This is a genomic window from Methylobacterium soli, assembly GCF_008806385.1.
Lineage (GTDB): Bacteria > Pseudomonadota > Alphaproteobacteria > Rhizobiales > Beijerinckiaceae > Methylobacterium > Methylobacterium soli.
This window is the reverse complement of sequence record NZ_VZZK01000015.1, coordinates 1-19767: the sequence shown is the minus strand read 5'-3', so window position 1 is coordinate 19767 and position 19767 is coordinate 1. Positions and strand designations below refer to the sequence as shown.

Here is a 19767-nt window from a genome sequence, read left to right as displayed (position 1 = left end):
TCCGGCGCGTCGCTCAGGCCACCTTGGCGACCGCCAGGGTGGCCCCCTCGACGATCGTGAAGGCGACGCCGGCCTGGCGCAGCGCGTGGACGGCCGCGTGGCGGCTGCGCGCCAGGGGCCCGTCCGCATCCTCCTCCAGGCGCCGGATGGTCGAGAGCGAGAGCTTGCTGGCCTGGGCGAGGTCCGAGAAGGTCCAGTCGAGGAGGCCGCGCGCGGCCCGCAGGTGCAACCCGCGCACCTGGTCCTCGTTGCCCGAGGCGAGGGCTTCGCGCTGCGGCTCCAACGCGGCCGAGGTCGCCGGAAAGGTCAGGCCGGTCCATTCCCGGATCGGGCTGGCCCCGGCGGAGACCGGCACCATCAGGACCCGGAAGCCGACCCGGGCGCCGCTCGCCACCTTGGCGTTGAACTCGAGCGAGTAGCCCTTCCCCCGCTCGCGGGCCTCCGCGAGCTTTCGCAGGACCGCCTCCCGGTCCTCGATCGGGGCGTACCAGTTGCGCTGGAGATCCTCCGGCGCGAGCCCGGTCAACTCGCACCAGCCCGGGGCGTGCAGGGCCTGCCCGTCGCTCGCCCAGACCCAGGGCACGATCATGCCGTGCTCGAACACCGCCCGCTGCCGGTCGTTATGCGCCCGGACCGCGAGGGCCGCGCGCTGCTGGTTCGTGATGTCGAGGATGACGCCCGCCGCGCCCGCCGGGGCTCCGTCGGGGGTGAAGTAGACATCCCCGCGGCTCAGGACCATCCGCATCGTCCCATCCGGACGAATGATGCGGAAGCTGTGGCTTCCGAGAATGCCCTCATTGAGGATCTGGCCCGCATCCTCGAGCTTCATCCGGTCCTCCGGATGGACCATACTGCGGAACAGCTCGTAATCCGGCTGGATCGCGCCGTCGTCGAGGCCGAAGATCTTGTACAATCCGGACGACCAGACGTACTCGTTGCGCGAGAAATGCCAGCCCCAATTGCCGGAGATGCCGAACGACTCGATCATGCGCAAGAACTCGCGCGACGAGAAGGCAAGGTTTGGAACATTGTACGTCATGTTTGTTCGCAGCTTTTTCTCAAAGACCGGTCCGTCCAGTTTCTTTTCGACCGAAGATTTGCCTCCGATCTGAGATTTCGCGCCGACCGATGGCTCGACGCCGATCGCCGCGAGGCCATGCGCGCCGAATCCCGGGCGATGCCCGCATCGGCCACGACGCCGCTCTCCCTCGGCCGGCGTCTCGCATGGAAGCTTTCCGCAGGCCGTACTGCGGATGAGCAATTTTAGATCATTTGAGAAAATGAGCGTTCAGAAAGATCATATTTTGCCATCTAGTTGATCCTATGTACTCTTTAGGGCCAAGCGTGGCCGGACAATACAGGTAGAGACTACCTCCTCAAGCAAGATCCTCCCATCTATTCGGGTTTGATTATCATATGTTGCGCCATTTAAAAAAATCGCGGAAACGTGATCAAGAAGTTGAAACCATTACCAATGGTTTATTCTTCAAATGGCATCGCAACCACTGATTGATAAAGTATTCGTAGGAGCAAAAGTGCGCAGTTGCAGGGCAGCCGGAGCCTGGGCATGCCGCGATGCGAGGCACGGTTCGGCGAGGCGCCGCCGGCCTGGAGCGTTGCCGGGCCCGCCGGTCTGTCTGCCGCCCGCGCGCCGGGGCCCGGCCGGAACGGACCGCGCCGCGCAGACCCTGCGGTCGCGCGGCGCGCATGTTCGGAACGTGCTGGCTGCGGGGAACCGGATCCCCGCGCGGCGAGGGGCCGCTTCAGCCGGCGCTCACCGCCGGATGATCGGCCTGGCCCCGCGACGGTTCAGGCGGTCGGCACGAGGCGGCCGCCGTAGTAATCGTCGAGGCGCCCGCCATAGCTCGGATCCGCGAAGGCATCCTCGCCGGGCCCGTGGTTCGGGGCGCCCGCCAGGGTATCCTGGTCGAGATCGACCACGTAGCCGCCGAGCGCGACGCTGTAGGTCAAGGCCCGCCAGGGCAGCGGGTGGTGGTTCTCGCCGAGGCCGAGAAAGCCCCCAAAGGCCAGCACCGCGTAGGCCACTTGGCCCGAGACCTTGTCGACCATGAAATTGTGGACGGCGCCGAGATGCTCGCCCTGCCGATTGTAGACGGCGGTGCCCTCGACCTTGTTCGAGGCGATCAGGCGCCGGGTCTCGTCGATGGCCACGCCCTCGCCGGAGGGGTCGAGTTCCATCGAGCCGGGGGCCCGGAGGTTGCGCTCGTTGGGCAAATCGTTCGGGAGGTCCGTGGGCATATCGCTCTCGCATCGCTCGAAGGGCCGAGACGGCCCGGGGCGCCAGGCCCTGCGGCCCGGCAGGCCGTGCGCCCGGACGGGCGCGTGAGCGAAGGTAAGCGTCGGCGCGGGAGCGGGTTCCGGGGCGACCTTGGCGGTCCGGCGCCGGCGAACGCCGATCGTGACGCGTCAGACGAGGCCGGCGTCCCGGGCCGGCGCGTCGAGGCCGCGCGCCTCCGCCCCGATGGCGGCGCCGAGCCCAAGCAGGAGGGCGCAGGCGGAGCAGAGCGCGAGGGCTGCGGCGGTGATGAACATGCGCGCACATTGGCGCCCGACCCTTAAGCGGAGGTTTCGCGCGCGAAAATTCCTTCGTCCGCGATCGGGCCATTCTGCGCCTTGCCCGGCGCGTCCCCCGGCGCGTCCCCGGGCGGGTCCGTCCCCCCGGCGCGCCCCGCCCCGCCGGGCCGCCGCCTCGGCGCGGCTCCAAGGGGGGCTCCGCTAACACGCTGCGCCGGAACGCTTTTCTTCGGGGGCCCCGGGGCGCTCCGGGCCGGGGCCGGTTGGAAGTAGTATCGCGGTTCGGGCAAGTCATCGGCGGTTTTGAGCCGGTGCTCGGCGCGCTGGATCGCGCTGGAAACCGATCAGAGCCCACCAGACCTGTGGATGAGAGCGGGGACAACGACAGTTTCCCCTTGGAACGCTCGCGGCACCGCTTAGTTGTTGCAGCTATGCGCTCCGTCCTGCGGAGCCGCCACGCGTCCGCGTTCCAAATCGCGAGCACCGGAGGAAATCATGGCAACCAAGACGACGGAGACCAAGGCCGCCCCGAAGGCGAAGGCTGCCCCGAAGGCGAAGGCCGAGGGTGGCGCTGCCAAGCCGAACGCCCTGCAGCAGCCCCTGAAGCCTTCGGCCGAGCTCGGCGCCATCGTGGGCACCAGCCCGCTGCCGCGCGGCGAAGTGGTCAGCAAGGTGTGGGACTACATCAAGAAGCACAACCTTCAGAACCCGGCGAACAAGCGCGAGATCCTGGCCGACGACAAGCTCAAGAAGGTCTTCGGCAAGGACAAGTGCACCATGTTCGAGATGAACAAGCATCTCGCGGCCCACCTGAAGTCCTGAGACCGACCGACGCGCCCCGACCCCGCTCGCGCGGCGGGGCAGCGCGGCGCCGGTGAGCGCTCAAGCCGAGCGCTCATGCCGGGTTCTCATGCCGGGTTCTCCCGCCGGAGCACCTTGACGGGGCGGCCGAGGCCGCCTCGCCTCGTTCGAACAGCCCCTCGCCTGCCTGACCCTCGGCCGAGGCGTGAGGCCGGAAAACGGCCCGAGCGCGGGTCGGAAGTTCGACGGGCGTCCCTCCGACCCATTCCGCCCCGAAGGCGACCCCGGCATCGGGCGCGCGGACCGGCCTCATCCTGGCTTCCTGGCCGGCGCAATCCGTCCCGGGGGACCACGTGCTGCGGCTCCCGCAGGTTCCCGACGAGCCCCGCTCTCCGCGGCGCCACGAGCACTCACCAGCCCGGATCGGCGTGCCCGCGCTCCACCCCCAGCCGCGCCGATCGCGGCCACGCATAGTGCGTGCGAGGCCTCGCCGAATGTGACCAGCGCCGCCGCCGGCAGGTCCTAGCCCTGCACCGCGACGCCATCGACCGCCCAACCCTGCGGCCCGCGCCGATGCGTTGCGTGGCCCACCGCCCAATGCCCGATCACGCGGGCCGCGACCCGCACCGCGACGCCGCAGTCCAGCCACGGCATGCCGCCGACGAGGAAGAAGCCCGCTCCGAGCGGCACCTGTTCGCGGAGGTCGCGTCAGCACGGCTCGCGGCGCGGCGATCACCGGACCTTGTCAGCCGCCCGGCTGGCGCCGCAGCACGCTGGCCAGCGCGCCGGTTCCGGCAAGCGCCACCGCGCACCAGAGCGAGAGGGCGATGGGTTGGCCTGCGCCCGATCCGTGGGTGAGCCCGAACAGGACGGCGACCAGGGCGGCGCCGAGGGACTGGCCGGTGAGCCGGGCGGTGGATTGCATGCCGCTCGCGCCGCCGCTGCGCTCGCGCGGCGCGCTCGTGATGATCACCTTGTTGTTGGGCGACTGGAACAGGCCGAAGCCTAGGCCGCACAGGGTCAGGCGCCAGATGATGTCGAGGGTCGAGGGCTCCGCCGGCAGCAGCGCCATCCCGGCAAGGCCCGCCGCCATCGCGGCGAGGCCGATGCCGCCGAGGAGCCCCGGCGCGTAGCGGTCGGCGAGGCGCCCCGAGATCGGCGCCATCGCGGCGATGGCGAGCGGCCAGGGCGTCAGCAGGAAGCCCGTCTGCGTCTCCGAGAGGTGGAGCACGTCCTGGAAGTAGAAGGGCAGGGCGATGTAGGCCATCATCTGGCTCGCGAAGGACGCGATCGAGGTCGCCATCGAGAGGGCGAAGGCGGGGATCCGCAGGAGATCGACGGGGAGCAGCGGGTTCGGCAGCCGGAGCTGGTACCAGACGAACACCGCCCCCACCACGACGGCTCCGGCGATCTCGGCGAGCGCCAGCCCGCGCCCTCCGGCGGTGCCGACCCCGTCGATGCCGATGATCAATAGGCCGAAGGTCAGGGCGTTGAGCCCCGCGCTCAGGGCATCGAAGCGGGCTCCGCTGCGGGGCGTCGCCGGGAGGGTGCGCGAGCCCACGAGCAGCGCGAGCAGCCCGACCGGCAGGTTGACGAGGAACAGCCAGGGCCAGGTCGCCACCGTCAGGATCGCGGCCGCCACCGTCGGGCCCGCCGCCGACGCGATGGCGACCACGAGGGCGACGTTGCCGACGCCCCGCCCGATCATCCGGTGGGGATAGATGAAGCGCACCAGCGCGATGTTCACGCTCATGATGCCGGCCGCCCCGAGCCCCTGGGCCAGCCGCGCCGCGATCAGCAGGTCGAGGCTCGGCGAGAGCGCGCAGGCGACCGAGGCGAGGGTGAAGACCCCGAGCCCCCCGAGATAGACCCGCCGGTAGCCCAGGATGTCGCCGAGGGTGGCGAGCGGCAGCAGGGCCGCCGTCACGGCGATCTGGTAGCCGTTGACCACGAAGATCGCCGCCCCCGGGCTCACCGCGAGGTCCTTGGCCATCACCGGCAGGGCGACGTTGACGATCGCCCCGTCGAGGATCGCCATGGTGATGGCCAGCCCGATGGCCAGCAGCGCCAGCATCCGCTCCCGCGGCGGCAGGCCGTCGGCTGGCGTCCCCGCGGCCGGGGCGGCGCCGTGGCCGCCCGGTCCCTGGCTCTGTGCCGGCCCCGCGGTTCCGGTCATCCCTCGCGTGCTCCCGGTGCTGTTTGCCGACGACCCCTGCGCGGCAGGACCGCGCGCGCCCTATGTGACCCCGCGTGCACGGATGTGTTCAAGGCTTATGTGCGGAATCGTTCATGAAGTGTTCCAGCTGGATCCTCGCCTTCGGGCTCGCCATCGCCCCCCTCGCGGCGCGCGCGCAGGAGCCCGCGCCTCTCGGAATCGGGCTCGAGGGCTTCGCCTATCCGTATCCCGTGCGCTTCCTCCCGCTCACCCGGGACAACGAGGCCCAGCGCCTCGCCTACATGGACGTCGCGCCGACCGGCACCCCCAACGGGCGGGCCGCCATCCTGTTGCACGGACGTAACTTTCCGGCGAGCTACTGGCAGCCCGTGATCGTCGCGCTGGCCCAGGCGGGCTACCGCGTGGTGGTGCCCGACCAGCTTGGGTTCGGCAAATCCTCGAAGCCCGTCGGCCCCTTCACCTTCGACCGGATGGCCGCCGACACCGTGGCCCTCCTCGACGCGCTCGGCCTGCCCCGCGTCGAAGTCGTCGCCCATTCCATGGGCGGCATGCTCGCCATCCGCCTCGCCCGCAACGCCCCGGACCGTGTCAACAGCCTCGTCCTCGAAGCCCCGATCGGTCTCGAGGATTATCGCTTCGCCGTGCCGCCGGTCTCCAACGAGACCCTGCTGAAGCGCGAGGGCGACCTGACGGCCGACGCCTACCGGCGCCAGCTCATGACGAGCTACGCGCTCTCCCTGCCGGCCGCGGCGATCGAGCCCTTCGTGGAGGTCCGCGAGCGGGTGAAGGGCTCGGGCGAGTATCCCCGCTGGCTCCAATCCTTCGTGAATTCCTATCAGGCGATCTGGGGCCAGCCGGTGGTGCATGAGATCCCCCTGGTGCGGGTCCCGACGCTCTTCATCATGGGCGCCAACGACCACAACGCGCCGGGCAAGCCCTTCGCGCCGCCGGCGCTGCAGGCCGGGATGGGCCAGAATGCGGCCCATGCCCGTGCGCTTGCCGCGCAGATGGCCGAGGGGCGCGCCGAGGTGATCGAGGGCGTCGGGCACCTCGTCCACATGGAGGCGACCGAGCGCTTCAACGAGCTGACGCTCGATTTCCTCAACAGTCACTGACCTCAACGATTTTCGAGGAGTTCACGCATGGATGTGGGATTCATCGGCCTCGGGCGCATGGGCCGGGGCATGGCCGCTAGCCTGATCCGGGCCGGCCATACGGTCCGGGTCTGGAACCGCTCGCCCGAGGCCGCGAAGGCGCTCACGGGGGCGGTGCCGGTCGCGAGCGCGGCGGACGCCTTCCGGGGCGATGCGGCCATCACGATGCTGGCCGACGATGCGGCCCTGCGCGCCGTGATCGTCGAGGGCGGCCTCCTCGACTCCCCGGAGCGTCCTGGCCTGCATCTCAGCATGAGCACGATCTCGGTCGCTCTCGCGGCGGAACTCGCGGCGATCCATGGGCGGGCCGGCATCCCCTACATCGCCGCCCCGGTCTTCGGTCGTCCGGACGTGGCTGAGGCGGGCGCGCTCAACATCGTGGCGGCGGGCGAGGCCACGCTGATCGATCGCGCCGCGCCCCTCCTCGATGCGATGGGCACCAAGACCTGGCGCTTCGGAGACGAGCCGCAGCGTGCGAATGCGGTGAAACTCGCCGGCAACTTCATGCTGGTCTCGGCCATCGAAGCCATGGGCGAGGCCGCGGCCTTCGCGGAAGCGCACGGTGTCGCGGGCGCCGACCTCCTCGATCTTCTCACCAACACGCTGTTCGCCTCACCCGTCTACAAGGGCTACGGCGCCTCGATCGCGGCCAACCGCTACGAGCCGCCGGGCTTCAATCTGAAGCTCGGAGCCAAGGATGTGCGCCTCGCCCTGGCGGCGGCCGATGCGGTCGGCGTGCCGATGCCCTTCGCCAGCGTCCTGCGCGACAACCTGATCGACGCGATGGCGCATGGCGACGGCGACAAGGACCTCGCCGCCTTGGCCCGCGTGGCATCCCGGCGCAGCGGCCGGGCATGAACCCAGGGCGTGCCGGGAGCGCTTGAGGCCGGCGATCGTCTACGCGATCGTCGGCACGATGCCGCCCTCGACCCGCAGGGCCGCGCCGTTCGTGGCTGCGGAGAGGGGGCTCGCCAGATAGGCGACGAGAGCGGCGATCTCCTCCGGCTCGATCATGCGCTGGATCAGCGACAGGGGGCGATGAAGGCGGAAGAACTCCGCTTCGAGCACGTCCGGTGCGGCCTCGGGATCGGAGGCTACGCTTCTGAGGAACTCGACGATGCCCTCCGAGCGGGTCGGCCCCGGCAGCACCGAGTTCACCGTCACGCCGGTGCCCTTGGTGAGCTGTGCGAGGCCCCGCGCGATGGTGAGCTGAGCCGATTTCGTGACCGCGTAGTGGATCATGTCCGGGGGCACCACGAGGCCCGACTCGCTCGACACGAAGATGATCCGCCCCCAGTTCCGATCGAGCATCGGCTGGAAGTAGCGTTGGGCGAGGCGTGCGCCGCTGACCACATTGGTCTCGAACAGCCCGTGCCAATCCGCGTCCGTGATCTCTGCAAACGGCTTTGACTCGTAGATGCCGAGATTGTTGACCAGCACGTCCACCTGCGGGACCTCGCGAGCCAAGGTCTCGGCACCTTCGGCCGTTGCGGCATCGGCGGTCACGCCCCGTACGATCCCGGCACCGACCTCCGCCGAGATCGACGCGACGGCCTGATCGAGCTTCGCCCGGGAGCGCCCTGCCATCACGACCGATGCGCCCTCGACGGCAAGCTTTCGGGCGATCTCCAGTCCGATCCCGGCCGTCGAGCCGGTCACCAGCGCGGTTCTATTCTTGAGTTTCAGATCCATGGGGGGATTCCTCCGGGGAAGGCAGCGGGCGAAGGCGCCCGCCGATCACGCTCCGGGAGAGATGCCCACCTCCGCGATTGCTGAAAAGACGGCGAGCCTGCACGATCATCGTGAATTCAATGCACGAATGGAGCGGGACATGGACAATCGGCTCGGCGAGATGGAGGCCTTTGTCCAAGTCGCACGCCGCGGCAGTTTCGCGGCAGCCGGCAAGGCTTTGCGCCAGACGCCGTCCGCGGTGAGCCGTGCGGTTGGGCGGATCGAGGCCCGTCTCGGGGCGCGTTTGATCGAGCGCACCACCCGCTCGCTTCGTCTGACGAACGAAGGGGAAACCTACCTGCTGCGCGCGACCGACCTCCTGGCCGAACTCGACGCGATGGAGACCAGCCTTAACCGGGATGCCGCCGAGCCGAGTGGGCGGCTTCGGGTGAATGCTTCGGTGCCGTTCGGCTTGACGGCGATCCTGCCCGTGCTGCCGACCTTCCTGGCGACCTATCCGCTGCTGACCGTGGAGCTTTCGCTGACCGACGATGTCATCGACCTGATCGAGGCACGCGCGGACGTGGCCATCCGGATCGGGCCGCTGCGCGACACCCGCCTTCGTGCAAAGCGCCTCGGTCGCAGCCGCATGATCGTGGTCGCGAGCGCGGCGTATCTGCGCCTCAACAGAGTGCCCGAGCACCCGGATGTCCTTCAGCGGCACAATTGCCTGAATTTCAGCTTTCGGCGCTCCCTCGACACCTGGCCCTTTCGCATCGGCGACGCCGTGGTGCAGCGCCCCGTTCAGGGCTATTTCTTCGGGAATTCAGGGGAGGTGGTGCGCCGGATGGCGCTGGGCGGCGCGGGGATCGCGCGGCTCGCCCATTATCATGTGGCCGAAGATGTGGAGGCTGGTCGACTCGTTCCGATCCTCGAGGCTTTCAGCCCGGGCGACACCGAGGAGATCCACGCGCTCTTTGCGGGGGATGAGCGGCTGGCCCTGCGCATTCGCTGCTTCGTCGATTTCCTCGCACAGGCTGTCTCGATCCGCGCCTGATCTCAGCGGTCGGTCTTCACCGCTCCGGGATCGGGAGCCGCGTCTCCGATCCGGACAGGCTGCGATGCTCGCGAGCCTCTGACCGGCGCAAACTTGGAACCAATGCGTTTCCATAGTTTCTATTTTCTCACCAGCCGACAAGGACCAGATTGCATCCAACGACCCACCACCGGGTCCACGGGAGACAATCACCATGTCCGAGAGCGGCCTCCACCATGTCACGGCCTTCTCCGGCGCAGCCCTGCGCAACGTCGATTTCTACACCCGCGTGCTCGGCCTGAGGCTCGTCAAGAAGACCGTCAATTTCGACGATCCGGGGACCTACCATCTCTATTACGGCGATGAGACGGGCCGGCCCGGCACCATCCTGACCTTCTTTCCCTGGGAGCATGCCGCGCCGGGCCGAGCCGGGATCGGCGAGACGCAGGAAACCGCGTTCCGCGTGCCGCGCGCGGCCATCGGCTACTGGACGCATCGCTTCATTGCGCAGGGCGTAGCGCACGAGGCACCCGCTCAGGTCTTCGGCGAGACGGTGCTGCCCTTCCGCGATCCGGACGGGATGGCGCTCGCCCTCGTGGGGACGGACGGCGCGGAGACCGAGCCGGCCTGGACGGGCAGCGATGTTCCGGCCGAGCATGCGGTCCGGGGCTTCCACGGCGTCACCCTCCTGTTGCGCGAGGCGGGCCCGACGGCAGCGATCCTGACCGAGGTGCTCGGCTTCCGGGAGGTCGGCCGCGAGGGCGCGCAGACGCGCTTCCGCAGCGGCAGTGATCTCGGTGGATCCGTGACGCTGCGGGCGGTGGGCGACTTCCTGCGGGGCCGCCAGGGCGCCGGCTCGGTGCATCATATCGCCTTCCGGGCGGCGGACGATGCGGCGCAGGCCGAGATGGTCCGCAAGCTCACCCAAGAGCACGGATTGGCGGTCACCGAGCAGCGCGACCGCAACTACTTCCGCTCGGTCTACTTCCGCGAGCCGGGCGGCGTGCTGTTCGAGATCGCCACCGACGTGCCGGGCTTTGCCGTCGACGAACCCGTCACGGCCTTGGGCGAGGCGCTGAAGCTGCCGGCCTTCCTCGAACCGCACCGGGCGGAGATCGAGGCCGTCCTGCCGAAGGTCGCTTGAGACGAGGGAGAACTGTCATGACGACCACGCTCGCCTTCCATCACCGCTTCGAGCCGGCCTCCGGCCCGGGGCGGCCCCCGCTCCTGCTCCTGCACGGGACCGGCGGGGACGAGAACGACCTGATCCCCCTCGGGCGGGCGCTGGCGCCCGGCGCGGCGCTGCTGTCGCCGCGCGGCCCGGTCCTGGAGAACGGCATGCCGCGGTTCTTCAGGCGCCTGTCCGAGGGCGTGTTCGACGAGGCGGATTTGCGGCGTCGCACCGGAGAACTCGCGGATTTCATTGAAGAATCGCGTACCGCCTACGGGCTTGCGGCGCCCATCGCGGTCGGCTTCTCGAACGGCGCCAACATCGCGGCCGCGCTGCTGCAGCTGCGGCCGGAGGTGCTGGCCGGCGCCATCCTGATCCGCGCGATGGTGCCGCTGGCCGAGCCCCCCGGCGCCGATCTGGCGGGCAAGCCGGTCCTGATCCTGTCAGGCTCGCTCGATCCGATCGTGCCGGGGGAGAATTCCGGGCGGCTCGCCGCGCAGCTGGAGCGGGCCGGTGCCCGGGTCGAGCACCGGTCGCTGCCGACCGGGCACGGCCTGAGCCAGGGGGATCTCACTCTGGCGCGCGATTGGATCGCCGCGCATGCGGCCTGATCCCGGGACGGGGCGCAGCCTCCTGGTTGGTCGATAAGCTGAGTTTCATCAATGGCTTGGGACCGGCTTCGCTGCCGCGGAGCCGGTCCTCAGAGCACGCCTTCGCGGATGGCGCCCGGGTCGGCCAGCGTGTGGAGCAGGCTGGCGGCGCTGTGGGCGAAGCGCAGGGTGACGGCCTTGCGGCGGGCGCCGCTGAGGGGGTGGTCGGCGGGGTCCCGCAGGATCGCGCCCCCGAAGGCATCGGCCACGATGAGGCCGGCCTCCTCCGGGATCAGGCTCTCGGGCAGGTTTTCGGGAATGGCGAAGTAGAAGCGATCGCAGTAATCGCGATAATCCGGCCACTTCTTGTCGGCTCGGAAATCGGCAACGCTCGACTTGATCTCGACGATGGTCAGTTTCCCGCAAGCAGAGAGCGCAATCACATCGGCGCGGCGTCCGTTCGCCAGCGAGAATTCCGGGATCGTGACGTGCCCAAGATCGGCGAAAAGCCTGCGCACGCCGCGCTGCACGCTGGCGGCCGTCGGCGATTGGCGGCGGTCGGGAGGGAGAATCGCGAGGGAGAGCGCTGCGGACACGGGCGGAATCAGCTGATCGGGCAGGGGATGGCGGCGTCCCGAATCGGGACGGGTGCTATCGAACCAGTTCGCTCCCGCCTTGTCACCTGCGGCACCGGCACCGCACGGACGCGGAACAAATCATGCACGAAGATGCAGAAATCCGCATGAACCGTGCATGTCGGCCGAACGCGCCGTGTGCGGCGCGGCGTGATGCGTCGGGCAAGCGATGCTATAGGCCGATCGAACGGCCGCCGACGGTTCCGGGAGCGTCCGATTCGGGGAGGGTCATGGAAGCCGAGCCCGGCGTCGCCACCCTGCCGGCCGCGCTCAGGAAGCGCCTTCGCTACGCCGGCGACGATCTCGAGATCGGCCTGTCCTCCTGGGCGGGGCTGTTCGGCGCGGCCCGGGATGCGGAGCCCGGCTGGCTCCGGCTCGGCCGCCCCGAGAACGGGGTGGCCTTCACGGCGGCCGGGATCGCGGCGCTGGCGGGGCTTGCCGCGGAGCAGGATGCCGTCGGCCGGGCGATCGTGGCCGCGGTGGCGCTGGCGATGCCGCGCATCGGCGACGTGCTCGGCCTGGTCGAGGGCGACGAGACGATCCTGCTGCCGGAGCCGGACGAGATCGGGCCGGCGCTGGTGCCGCTGCGGGTGCGGGTCCACGATCCCGGGCCGCAGGGCGGCCACGCCGCGCTCCTGGGCATCGCCTTCGCCTGCCCGTGGGATCCGGAGCACGGCCTCGGGGTGCTGCTCCGAACGAGCGAGGTGCTCGGCGTCGACACCGCGGAGGCGGTGCTCTCGCGGCCGGTGGCGGAGGCCGCCGCGCAAGGGCGCCACGCCTTCTTCCTCTCCTGCCGCCCGGTCGCGCCGGCCAGGCGGCGGCGCTGAGGCTGCGCGCGCCCAGGCCGAACCGGTCCGGCGGAGAGCGCGCTAACCCTGGAAATACGTGAGGAGGCCGGCGCCGGGGGCCAGCAGCACGAAGGCCCAGACCAGGGCCGACAGGATGTTGGCGATCTGGAAGGGCAGGCGGTCGACCCCGAACATGCCGGCGATCAGCGGCACCACCGCCCGGGCAGGCCCGAAGAAGCGCCCGATGGCCACCGCCGCCGCGCCCCAGCGGTGCAGGAAGGCCTCGCCCTTGGCCACCATCTCGGGGTAGCGCCGCATCGGCCACATCCGCTTGGCGCCGTCCTTGTAGTAGTGGCCGAACTCGTAGGAGATCCAGTCGCCGAGCGCTGCGCCGAGAGCGGCGGCGAGCACGACGGGCCAGAACGGGATGTCGGCCGCCCCCACCAGGGCGCCGATGCCGAGCAGGATCACGGTGGCGGGTACGAGGAGCGACAGGAAGGCGAGCGACTCGCAGAAGGCGAGCCCCCCGGCGATCAGGGGCGTCCAGGTCTTGTGGTTCTCGACGAAGCCGAGGATCGTGGTGCGCAGGGCGTCGAAATCCATGGAGATCCTCGGCACGCCGTCGCCGCGCCCGCGGCGGGTGGATGGCGGCCTCTGTGCCGGGCTTGGCCTCGCCCCGCAAGCGCAACCCTAACGGCGCGACCCCGCTTCGGGATGCGCGCGGCCCGGAACGGCGCTAACAGGCGGGCTCCGGTCCGCGTCGCGAGAGGAAGGCCGCCGTGAAGGTTCTGTCGATCCAGTCCCATGTCGCCTACGGGCATGTCGGGAACGCCTCGGCGGTGTTCCCGATGCAGCGTCTCGGCGTCGAGGTCTGGCCGATCCACACGGTGCAGTTCTCGAACCATACCGGCTACGGCGCCTGGCGCGGCCGGGTCTTCGACGGGCCGGCGATCGAGGAACTGGTCCTCGGCATCGGCGAGCGCGGCGTGCTCGGCCAATGCGACGGCGTGCTCTCGGGCTATATGGGCTCGGCCGATATCGGCACGGCGATCCTCGGGGCGGTCCGGGCGGTGCGCGACGCGAACCCGCGGGCGCTCTATGCCTGCGACCCCGTGATGGGCGACACCGACCGCGGCGTCTACGTGCGCCCCGGCATCCCGGACTTCATGCGCGACCAGGCGGTGCCCGCCGCCGACATCGTGACGCCGAACCAGTTCGAGCTCGACGTCCTGACGGGCCTGCCGACCGCCACCCTCGACGAGGCCAAGCGCGCGGTGGCGGCCCTGCAGGCGCTGGGGCCCCGGGTGGTGCTCGTCACCTCGCTCATCACCGACGCGACGCCCGCGGGTTTCATCGACCTCCTGGCAGGGGAGGGGGGCGGGTACTGGTGCGTGCGCACGCCGCGCCTCGCCCTCGACGTCAACGGGGCGGGGGATGCCATCGCGGCCCTGTTCTTCGTCCACTACGCCCGCACCGGCTCGGCGGCCCTGGCACTCGGCATGGCGGCGGCCTCCGTCTACGGCCTCCTGCGCCGCACCGCCGAGGCCGGCTCCCGGGAGATCCTGACGGTCGCCGCCCAGGACGAGTTCGTCGCCCCGAGCGAGACCTTCCCGGTCGAGGCGGTGTGAGGGCCGGGCCGCGGGAGGCGGGGAGATTCGCAGGGCCGCCCCTCGGCGGCCGCCATTGCGAATCGTCCGCCCAGCCGACAGCTTGAGCCGCGCGGCGCGCCGGCGCCCGCCGAGCCGCCCGCATCCTTCCCGCCCCGAAGGTGTTTTGCCCCGATGACCCGACGCCGCTTCGCCACCCTCGACGTGTTCACCGATGAGCCCTATGCCGGCAACCCGCTGGCGGTGGTCCTCGACAGCGAGGGCCTCGACGGGGCCGCGATGCAGCGCATCGCCCGGGAATTCAACCTGTCCGAGACGGTGTTCGTGCGGCCTCCCGCCGAGCCGCGCCACCGGGCCGCCCTGCGCATCTTCACCCCCGCCCGCGAGCTGCCCTTCGCCGGGCACCCGACCGTCGGCACGGCCGTGCTCCTGGGGCTGCAGGACCAGGACCGCGCGGACGGCGCGGCCCGGGCCGACGCCCTCGCGTTCGGCCTCGAGGAACAGATCGGCATCGTGCCCTGCGTGGTCGAGGCCGGGGCCGGGCGGGGGCGTGCCCGCTTCAAGATCCCGGCCCTGCCGACCTTCCTGGGGGAGGGCCCCGATCCCGCCGCCCTCGCGGCCGCCCTCTCGCTCGCGCCGGAGGATATCGGAGCGGGGCTCCACGTCCCGAGCCGGCACGGGGCCGGCGTCGCGTTCACCTTCGTGCCGGTGGCCTCCCGCGACCGCCTCGACGCGGCGCGGATCGATCCGGCCGGCCTCGCGGCCCTCGGCGCAGGATCCGGCGGAGAGGTCGGCGAGCTCGGTCCGCTCTACCTCTACACCCCCGACCCGGAGGGCCTCGGGCCCCGCTACCAGGCCCGGATGTTCGCGCCCCATCTCGGCGTGCCCGAGGACCCGGCCACCGGCTCGGCGGCCGCGGCCTTCGCGGGGGTGCTGATGCAATTCGCGCCGCTCGGCAACGGCGAGCACGACGTCGTGATCCGGCAGGGCCTCGCCATGGGGCGCCCGAGCGAGATCGCCCTGCAACTCGTGATCGCGGAAGGCGCCCTGCGCTCGGTCGAGATCGGGGGCGAGGCCGTCCTCGTCAGCGAGGGCCATCTCGTTGCCTGAGAGTCGCGCGGCCGGCTTCACGCTCCATCCGCTCCATCGCCTCTCGGCCCGCCTCGTTTCCCACCGCTGGGACTGGGCTGAGGCGAATGCCGAGGTCATCGCCGAGAACTGGGCGCGGCGGCTGGCCGAGCGGCCGGGCCTGTTCGACGGGCCGGTGCTCCTCGCCTGCGGCCTCGCCCTCGACGACGGCGCCTGCGAGGCCCGCTTCTTCGAGACGACCTATTCGCGCTTCATCGCCTTCCGGGATGCCGGCTCCCCGATCGGTCCCGTCGCCAACGCCTTCGCGGCGATCGTGCCGCGTGCCCGCGACGGGGCGGTTCTGCTCGGCGAGATGGGCCTCCACACCGCCAATGCCGGGCAGATCTACTTTCCCTGCGGCACCCCCGACCGGGACGATGTTCGCGGCGCGCAGGTCGACCTCGCCGGGAGCGCCGCCCGGGAACTGCGCGAGGAGACGGGCCTTCGGCTCCCCGAGGGCGCGCCGGAGGCGTGGATGCTGCTGGAGGGCGAGGGGCAGCTCGCCTTCCTGCGCCCGGTCGCCTTCCCGGAGGCGGCGGAGGCGCTCCGGGCCCGGATGGAGGCCCACCGGAGCCGGGAGGCCGAGCCGGAGCTCGCCCGCATCGTCGTCGCCCGGACCCCGCGCGATCTCGACCCGGCGCGTATGCCCGGCTTCGTGCGCGCCTACCTGGCGGAGGCGTTCGCGCCGGCCGCCCTGTAGCGCGGCCGGCTCACGGGTAGCCGTAGCGGGACTTGGCGGCGGCCAGCAGGTGCAGCGCCTCGCCCTCGCGGCCGGCGGCGCAGGCCGTGGAGGCGCGGGCGAGGTCGGCGCTGAAGCGGGCGCCCACGGGCTGGTTCAGGTTGCCGGTGGCGACGTCGCTGTCGACCACGGCCTGGGTCCGGGCGATGGCGGGGCCGCAGCCCGCGCCCTGGGGCAGCGGCGCGATGGCGGGGGGCGTCGCCGCGGCCGTCGCCACCGGCGGGGCGGCGGCCTTCGGCTGGCAGGCCCCGAGGAGGCCGGCGTACAGGAGGGCGGCGAGGGCGAGGCTCAGGCGTTGTGGTCTCAAGGGAGGCATCCCGGGTTCACGGCGCGGCGTGGATACGGCGCGGCTCGGCGCCGGAGCACGCACGGCAAAGCTCGGCGCCGCCGGGTTCTTGCCGCTCCGCCGCCGGCCGGTCAACCGCCGCCGCGGGATGCCCCGCGGCGGTTCCGCGCCGCCCCTGATCGGGCCCGCGCCTCGGAACTCGTCCGGGCCTCTCGCCGGTCCGGGCTCTTTACTTGGCCGGGTCCTTTTACTTGGCCAAGCCGCTTACTTAGTCAGGCCGCTTACTTGGCCAGGCCGCTTACTTGGCCAGGCCGCTTACTTGGCCAAGCTGCTTACCTGGCCTTGTCCGCGATCGCCTTCAGGCCGGAGGTGTAGATGCCCTCGATGGCGTCCTTCGCCACGGTGTCCGGCGCGCCCTTGGCGTTGAACGTGCCCTCCCACGTCACCTTCGAGCCGCTGCCCTCGGGCGCCACTGCGATCGTCGACTTGTAGTCGCTGACGGGGAGCGGGCCCTCCAGGATCGTGTAGGTGTAGGACATCACCTTGTCGTCGCGGGTGACCTGCTCCTCCACCAGGGTGCCGCCGCCCTTGAGGGCGAGCGTGCGGATCTTCTTGCCGTCCTTCTCGGAGGGCGTGCATTTCTCGACCGCCGGATGCCAGGTGCCGATGCCGCAGAAATCCCCGATGGTCTGCCACACCTTGGCCGGGGGCGCGGCGACCTCGAGGGATTTCTGTACGTCGAGGGCGAGGCCCGGCGCCGTGCCGGCGAGCAGGGCGAGGCCGGCAAGGGTCAGAATGCGTGACATGGTGGGGGTCTCCATCCGGTTTCTTGTGCGGCACCGGGATGATCCCCGGCGCGGGCCACTTCTGGGGCTGTCCGAAAGCTAGGCGGGATCGCCGCCGCGGCAATGGAGAAGACCTGAGGCGGGGCCGAAGATGCGCGCCCGGGGCCGAATTCCCGGAGCCGGGACCCAGGATCGAACCCGGCTCGCGCGGCCGGTCCGTGCCGCGATTCCCGTTCTGGCTGTGTCACTTGTCGCGTCGCGGCGGCGTCGGGCGCCGTGTTGGCGCCTTGTGTTTCCGGCGCGCGAGGGCTAGGTACGGTCCCCTGTCCGGGACCCGGCGCGCGCGCCGCCGTCTCCGATTCGTGACTGCCGATCGTTGCCTCCGAGGAGAGACGAGCATTGGCCAGAGCCGGCTCCGCGCCCATCGCCGCCCACGCTGCCCCGGCAGCGTCGCGGTCGCGCGCGCGCCTCGCCAGCCTTCTCCTTACCCGCCCCTGAGGGCCGTCCGGGCGCGTGCGCCTGGGCTCTCAGGGGATCGCATCGCCACGAAGACAGGCTTCAGGGTGCCGCCGACCGCGATCCGCGGGGCGCGCGCCGCGACAGGGTAGCTCAACCGCCATGACCAGCCAGACCACGACCCAGCCCGGCAGCCAGCCGCAGGATACGCAGTCACGGGGCACCAAGGACCGGGTCCTCATCTTCGACACCACCCTGCGCGACGGCGAGCAATGCCCCGGCGCGACCATGACCCTCGACGAGAAGCTCGCGGTGGCCGAACTCCTCGACATGATGGGGGTGGACATCATCGAGGCCGGCTTCCCGATCGCCTCGAACGGCGATTTCGAGGCGGTGGCGGAGATCGCCCGCCGGGCGAAGCGGGCCGTGATCGCCGGGCTCGCCCGGGCGATCCCGGCCGACATCGCCCGGGCCGGCGAGGCGGTGCGGCACGCGCGCCGCGGACGCATCCACACCTTCGTGTCGACCTCCCCGATCCACCTCGCGCACCAGATGCGCAAGACCGAGGACGAGGTCGTCGAGATCATCCTGAAGACCGTGGCCCAGGCCCGCGACCTCGTCGAGGACGTGGAATGGTCGGCCATGGACGCGACCCGCACGCCGATCGACTATCTCTGCCGCTGCGTCGAGGCGGCGATCCGCTCGGGCGCGACCACCATCAACCTGCCCGACACGGTGGGCTACGCCACGCCCGCCGAGTACCGCACCATGTTCGAGCAGGTGCGCGCCCGCGTGCCGAATTCCGACAAGGCGGTGTTCTCGGTGCATTGCCACGACGATCTCGGCCTCGCCATCGCGAACTCGCTGGCGGGCGTCGAGGGCGGGGCGCGCCAGGTCGAATGCACCATCAACGGCATCGGCGAGCGGGCCGGCAACGCGGCGCTCGAGGAGATCGTCATGGCGATCCGCACCCGCGGCGACGTGATGCCCTACGAGACCGGCATCGAATCGACGATGCTGACCCGCGCCTCGAAGCTGGTCTCGCACGCGACGAACTTTCCGGTGCAGTTCAACAAAGCGATCGTCGGCCGGAACGCCTTCGCGCATGAGAGCGGCATCCACCAGGACGGGATGCTGAAGCACACCGAGACCTACGAGATCATGACTCCGGCCTCGGTCGGCGTCAGCAAGACCTCGCTCGTCATGGGCAAGCATTCGGGCCGGGCCGCCTTCCGGACGAAGCTCGACGAACTCGGCCTGCACCTGTCCGACAACCAGTTCCAGGACGTGTTCGACCGCTTCAAGGCGCTCGCGGACCGCAAGAAGCATGTCTACGACGAGGATATCGAGGCGCTGGTGGACGAGAACCTCGCCACCGCCCATGACCGCATCCGCCTCGTCTCCCTCTCGGTGATCGCGGGCACCCGCGGGCCGCAGCGCGCCACCATGAAGATCGCCATGGACGGGCGCACGCTGACCGAGGAGGCGGACGGCAACGGGCCGGTCGACGCGGTCTTCAACTGCATCAAGGCCCTGGTCCCGCACGAGGCCGAGCTCGAGCTCTACCAGGTCCACGCGGTGACCGAGGGCACGGACGCGCAGGCGGAGGTCTCGGTGCGCCTCAAGGCGGGCGAGCGCACGATGACGGCCCGCGGCGCCGACCCGGACACCCTGGTCGCCTCGGCCAAGGCCTATCTCTCGGCCCTCAACAAGCTCTCGGCCACGGCCGTGCGCCTGCACGCCCAGCACGCCGCGGCGGAATAGGCCAAAAAAACGCGGGCCGGGGGTGGACAGCCCCCGGTCGCCTTGGTATCAGCCCCCACCTCGCCGACGGACTTGGTGGCCGCGGCGGATCGCTGAAAAGCGATAAGGGCGCATAGCTCAGTTGGTAGAGCAGCTGACTCTTAATCAGCGGGTCCTAGGTTCGAACCCTAGTGCGCCCACCAAATATCTCAAGCACATAGCTCCTGTTTTGTAGCATTCTAGACCGCTCTCGCGGTCTAGAAGTAACGACTGACGTAACAGCGCACGAAATCGTTCGGCCTTAGCGGCGAGCTGGTTCATGGCGCTATGCTGTGAGCGGTCCACCTAGCTCGTGTACCTCATCGGCAGATCGACCGGCTGAGATCGATTGGGCATAAAATGGAGTTGCCCCCATCAAACCGGACACGGGGCTGGTTGGATCTGAGCACGAATGAACTCGCGAGGC

Annotated in this window: 21 protein-coding genes and 1 tRNA gene; 12 read left to right on the top strand and 10 right to left on the bottom strand. The window is 70.5% G+C overall.

Annotated features, from left to right (window positions below; translation table 11 throughout):
* Window positions 1-13: 13 nt before the first annotated feature.
* The 3 genes from F6X53_RS15420 to F6X53_RS33695 form a co-directional block, all read right to left on the bottom strand.
* Window positions 14-988, bottom strand: coding sequence for a PAS domain-containing protein (locus F6X53_RS15420; protein WP_191970851.1), 975 nt, complete (start codon window positions 986-988; stop codon window positions 14-16).
* A gap of 821 nt (window positions 989-1809) precedes the next feature.
* Window positions 1810-2259 (bottom strand): PRC-barrel domain-containing protein, encoded by a 450-nt coding sequence (locus tag F6X53_RS15415; RefSeq protein WP_151001096.1) that lies wholly within the window; start codon window positions 2257-2259, stop codon window positions 1810-1812.
* A gap of 168 nt (window positions 2260-2427) precedes the next feature.
* The gene (locus tag F6X53_RS33695) at window positions 2428-2553 is read right to left on the bottom strand and encodes a hypothetical protein (protein ID WP_280526030.1); all 126 of its coding nucleotides are present in this window, start codon (window positions 2551-2553) and stop codon (window positions 2428-2430) included.
* A gap of 477 nt (window positions 2554-3030) precedes the next feature.
* Here F6X53_RS33695 and F6X53_RS15410 point away from each other — a divergent pair, with 477 nt between their 5' ends.
* Entirely contained in the window at window positions 3031-3357 is a 327-nt protein-coding gene (locus tag F6X53_RS15410) for an SWIB/MDM2 domain-containing protein (RefSeq protein WP_150963798.1), read from the top strand.
* Between the two features lie 501 nt (window positions 3358-3858).
* Here F6X53_RS15410 and F6X53_RS32400 read toward each other — a convergent pair.
* Both F6X53_RS32400 and F6X53_RS15400 read right to left on the bottom strand, forming a co-directional pair.
* On the bottom strand, window positions 3859-4026 hold the full coding sequence (locus tag F6X53_RS32400; RefSeq protein ID WP_191970850.1) for a hypothetical protein: 168 nt from the start codon (window positions 4024-4026) through the stop codon (window positions 3859-3861).
* A 55-nt stretch (window positions 4027-4081) separates the two neighbouring features.
* Complete coding sequence (locus F6X53_RS15400; RefSeq protein ID WP_151001095.1) at window positions 4082-5512, bottom strand: MFS transporter; 1431 nt, start codon at window positions 5510-5512, stop codon at window positions 4082-4084.
* 113 nt (window positions 5513-5625) lie between these two features.
* On the opposite strand from F6X53_RS15400, the gene F6X53_RS15395 reads away from it, so the two are divergent.
* Complete coding sequence (locus F6X53_RS15395) at window positions 5626-6627, top strand: alpha/beta fold hydrolase (RefSeq protein WP_151001094.1); 1002 nt, start codon at window positions 5626-5628, stop codon at window positions 6625-6627.
* A gap of 27 nt (window positions 6628-6654) precedes the next feature.
* Window positions 6655-7524 (top strand): NAD(P)-dependent oxidoreductase, encoded by an 870-nt coding sequence (locus tag F6X53_RS15390; protein WP_151001093.1) that lies wholly within the window; start codon window positions 6655-6657, stop codon window positions 7522-7524.
* A gap of 39 nt (window positions 7525-7563) precedes the next feature.
* On the opposite strand, the gene F6X53_RS15385 is transcribed toward F6X53_RS15390, so the two are convergent.
* Complete coding sequence (locus F6X53_RS15385) at window positions 7564-8358, bottom strand: SDR family NAD(P)-dependent oxidoreductase (protein ID WP_151001092.1); 795 nt, start codon at window positions 8356-8358, stop codon at window positions 7564-7566.
* 61 nt (window positions 8359-8419) lie between these two features.
* Here F6X53_RS15385 and F6X53_RS15380 point away from each other — a divergent pair, with 61 nt between their 5' ends.
* The 3 genes from F6X53_RS15380 to F6X53_RS15370 all read left to right on the top strand — a co-directional run bounded on the left by F6X53_RS15380 (window position 8420) and on the right by F6X53_RS15370 (window position 11155).
* Window positions 8420-9394 carry a LysR family transcriptional regulator gene (locus tag F6X53_RS15380; RefSeq protein WP_306426578.1) on the top strand — a complete coding sequence of 325 codons (975 nt, stop codon included), beginning with the start codon at window positions 8420-8422 and terminating at the stop codon, window positions 9392-9394.
* Window positions 9395-9587: 193 nt separating this feature from the next.
* The gene (locus tag F6X53_RS15375) at window positions 9588-10517 is read left to right on the top strand and encodes a ring-cleaving dioxygenase (RefSeq protein WP_151001091.1); all 930 of its coding nucleotides are present in this window, start codon (window positions 9588-9590) and stop codon (window positions 10515-10517) included.
* Between the two features lie 17 nt (window positions 10518-10534).
* Complete coding sequence (locus F6X53_RS15370) at window positions 10535-11155, top strand: alpha/beta hydrolase (protein WP_151001090.1); 621 nt, start codon at window positions 10535-10537, stop codon at window positions 11153-11155.
* 89 nt (window positions 11156-11244) lie between these two features.
* On the opposite strand, the gene F6X53_RS15365 is transcribed toward F6X53_RS15370, so the two are convergent.
* Window positions 11245-11730, bottom strand: a complete 486-nt coding sequence (locus F6X53_RS15365) for an MmcB family DNA repair protein (protein WP_151001089.1) — start codon at window positions 11728-11730, stop codon at window positions 11245-11247.
* A 269-nt stretch (window positions 11731-11999) separates the two neighbouring features.
* On the opposite strand from F6X53_RS15365, the gene F6X53_RS15360 reads away from it, so the two are divergent.
* Entirely contained in the window at window positions 12000-12596 is a 597-nt protein-coding gene (locus tag F6X53_RS15360) for a DUF6985 domain-containing protein (protein WP_151001088.1), read from the top strand.
* Between the two features lie 42 nt (window positions 12597-12638).
* Here the strand turns inward: F6X53_RS15360 and F6X53_RS15355 are convergent, their stop codons facing one another.
* The gene (locus F6X53_RS15355) at window positions 12639-13160 is read right to left on the bottom strand and encodes a DedA family protein (protein ID WP_151001087.1); all 522 of its coding nucleotides are present in this window, start codon (window positions 13158-13160) and stop codon (window positions 12639-12641) included.
* 176 nt (window positions 13161-13336) lie between these two features.
* On the opposite strand from F6X53_RS15355, the gene pdxY reads away from it, so the two are divergent.
* The 3 genes from pdxY to F6X53_RS15340 all read left to right on the top strand — a co-directional run bounded on the left by pdxY (window position 13337) and on the right by F6X53_RS15340 (window position 15992).
* Window positions 13337-14185 (top strand): pyridoxal kinase PdxY, encoded by an 849-nt coding sequence (gene pdxY, locus F6X53_RS15350; protein WP_151001086.1) that lies wholly within the window; start codon window positions 13337-13339, stop codon window positions 14183-14185.
* A gap of 153 nt (window positions 14186-14338) precedes the next feature.
* Window positions 14339-15274: a PhzF family phenazine biosynthesis protein gene (locus F6X53_RS15345; RefSeq protein ID WP_151001085.1), complete on the top strand. Its 936-nt coding sequence runs from the start codon at window positions 14339-14341 to the stop codon at window positions 15272-15274.
* Window positions 15267-15992, top strand: a complete 726-nt coding sequence (locus F6X53_RS15340; protein WP_244965577.1) for an NUDIX hydrolase — start codon at window positions 15267-15269, stop codon at window positions 15990-15992. Before F6X53_RS15345 ends, F6X53_RS15340 begins: the two co-directional genes overlap by 8 nt.
* Before the next feature lie 10 nt (window positions 15993-16002).
* Here the strand turns inward: F6X53_RS15340 and F6X53_RS15335 are convergent, their stop codons facing one another.
* Window positions 16003-16347, bottom strand: a complete 345-nt coding sequence (locus F6X53_RS15335; protein ID WP_151001083.1) for a hypothetical protein — start codon at window positions 16345-16347, stop codon at window positions 16003-16005.
* Window positions 16348-16649: 302 nt separating this feature from the next.
* Window positions 16650-17123, bottom strand: a complete 474-nt coding sequence (locus F6X53_RS15330; RefSeq protein WP_151001082.1) for an SRPBCC family protein — start codon at window positions 17121-17123, stop codon at window positions 16650-16652.
* 597 nt (window positions 17124-17720) lie between these two features.
* Between F6X53_RS15330 and F6X53_RS15325 the strand changes: the two genes are divergently transcribed.
* Both F6X53_RS15325 and F6X53_RS15320 read left to right on the top strand, forming a co-directional pair.
* Window positions 17721-19322, top strand: coding sequence for a 2-isopropylmalate synthase (locus F6X53_RS15325; protein WP_151001081.1), 1602 nt, complete (start codon window positions 17721-17723; stop codon window positions 19320-19322).
* Window positions 19323-19428: 106 nt separating this feature from the next.
* Window positions 19429-19504, top strand: a tRNA-Lys gene (locus F6X53_RS15320).
* The last annotated feature ends 263 nt before the right edge of the window (window positions 19505-19767 follow it).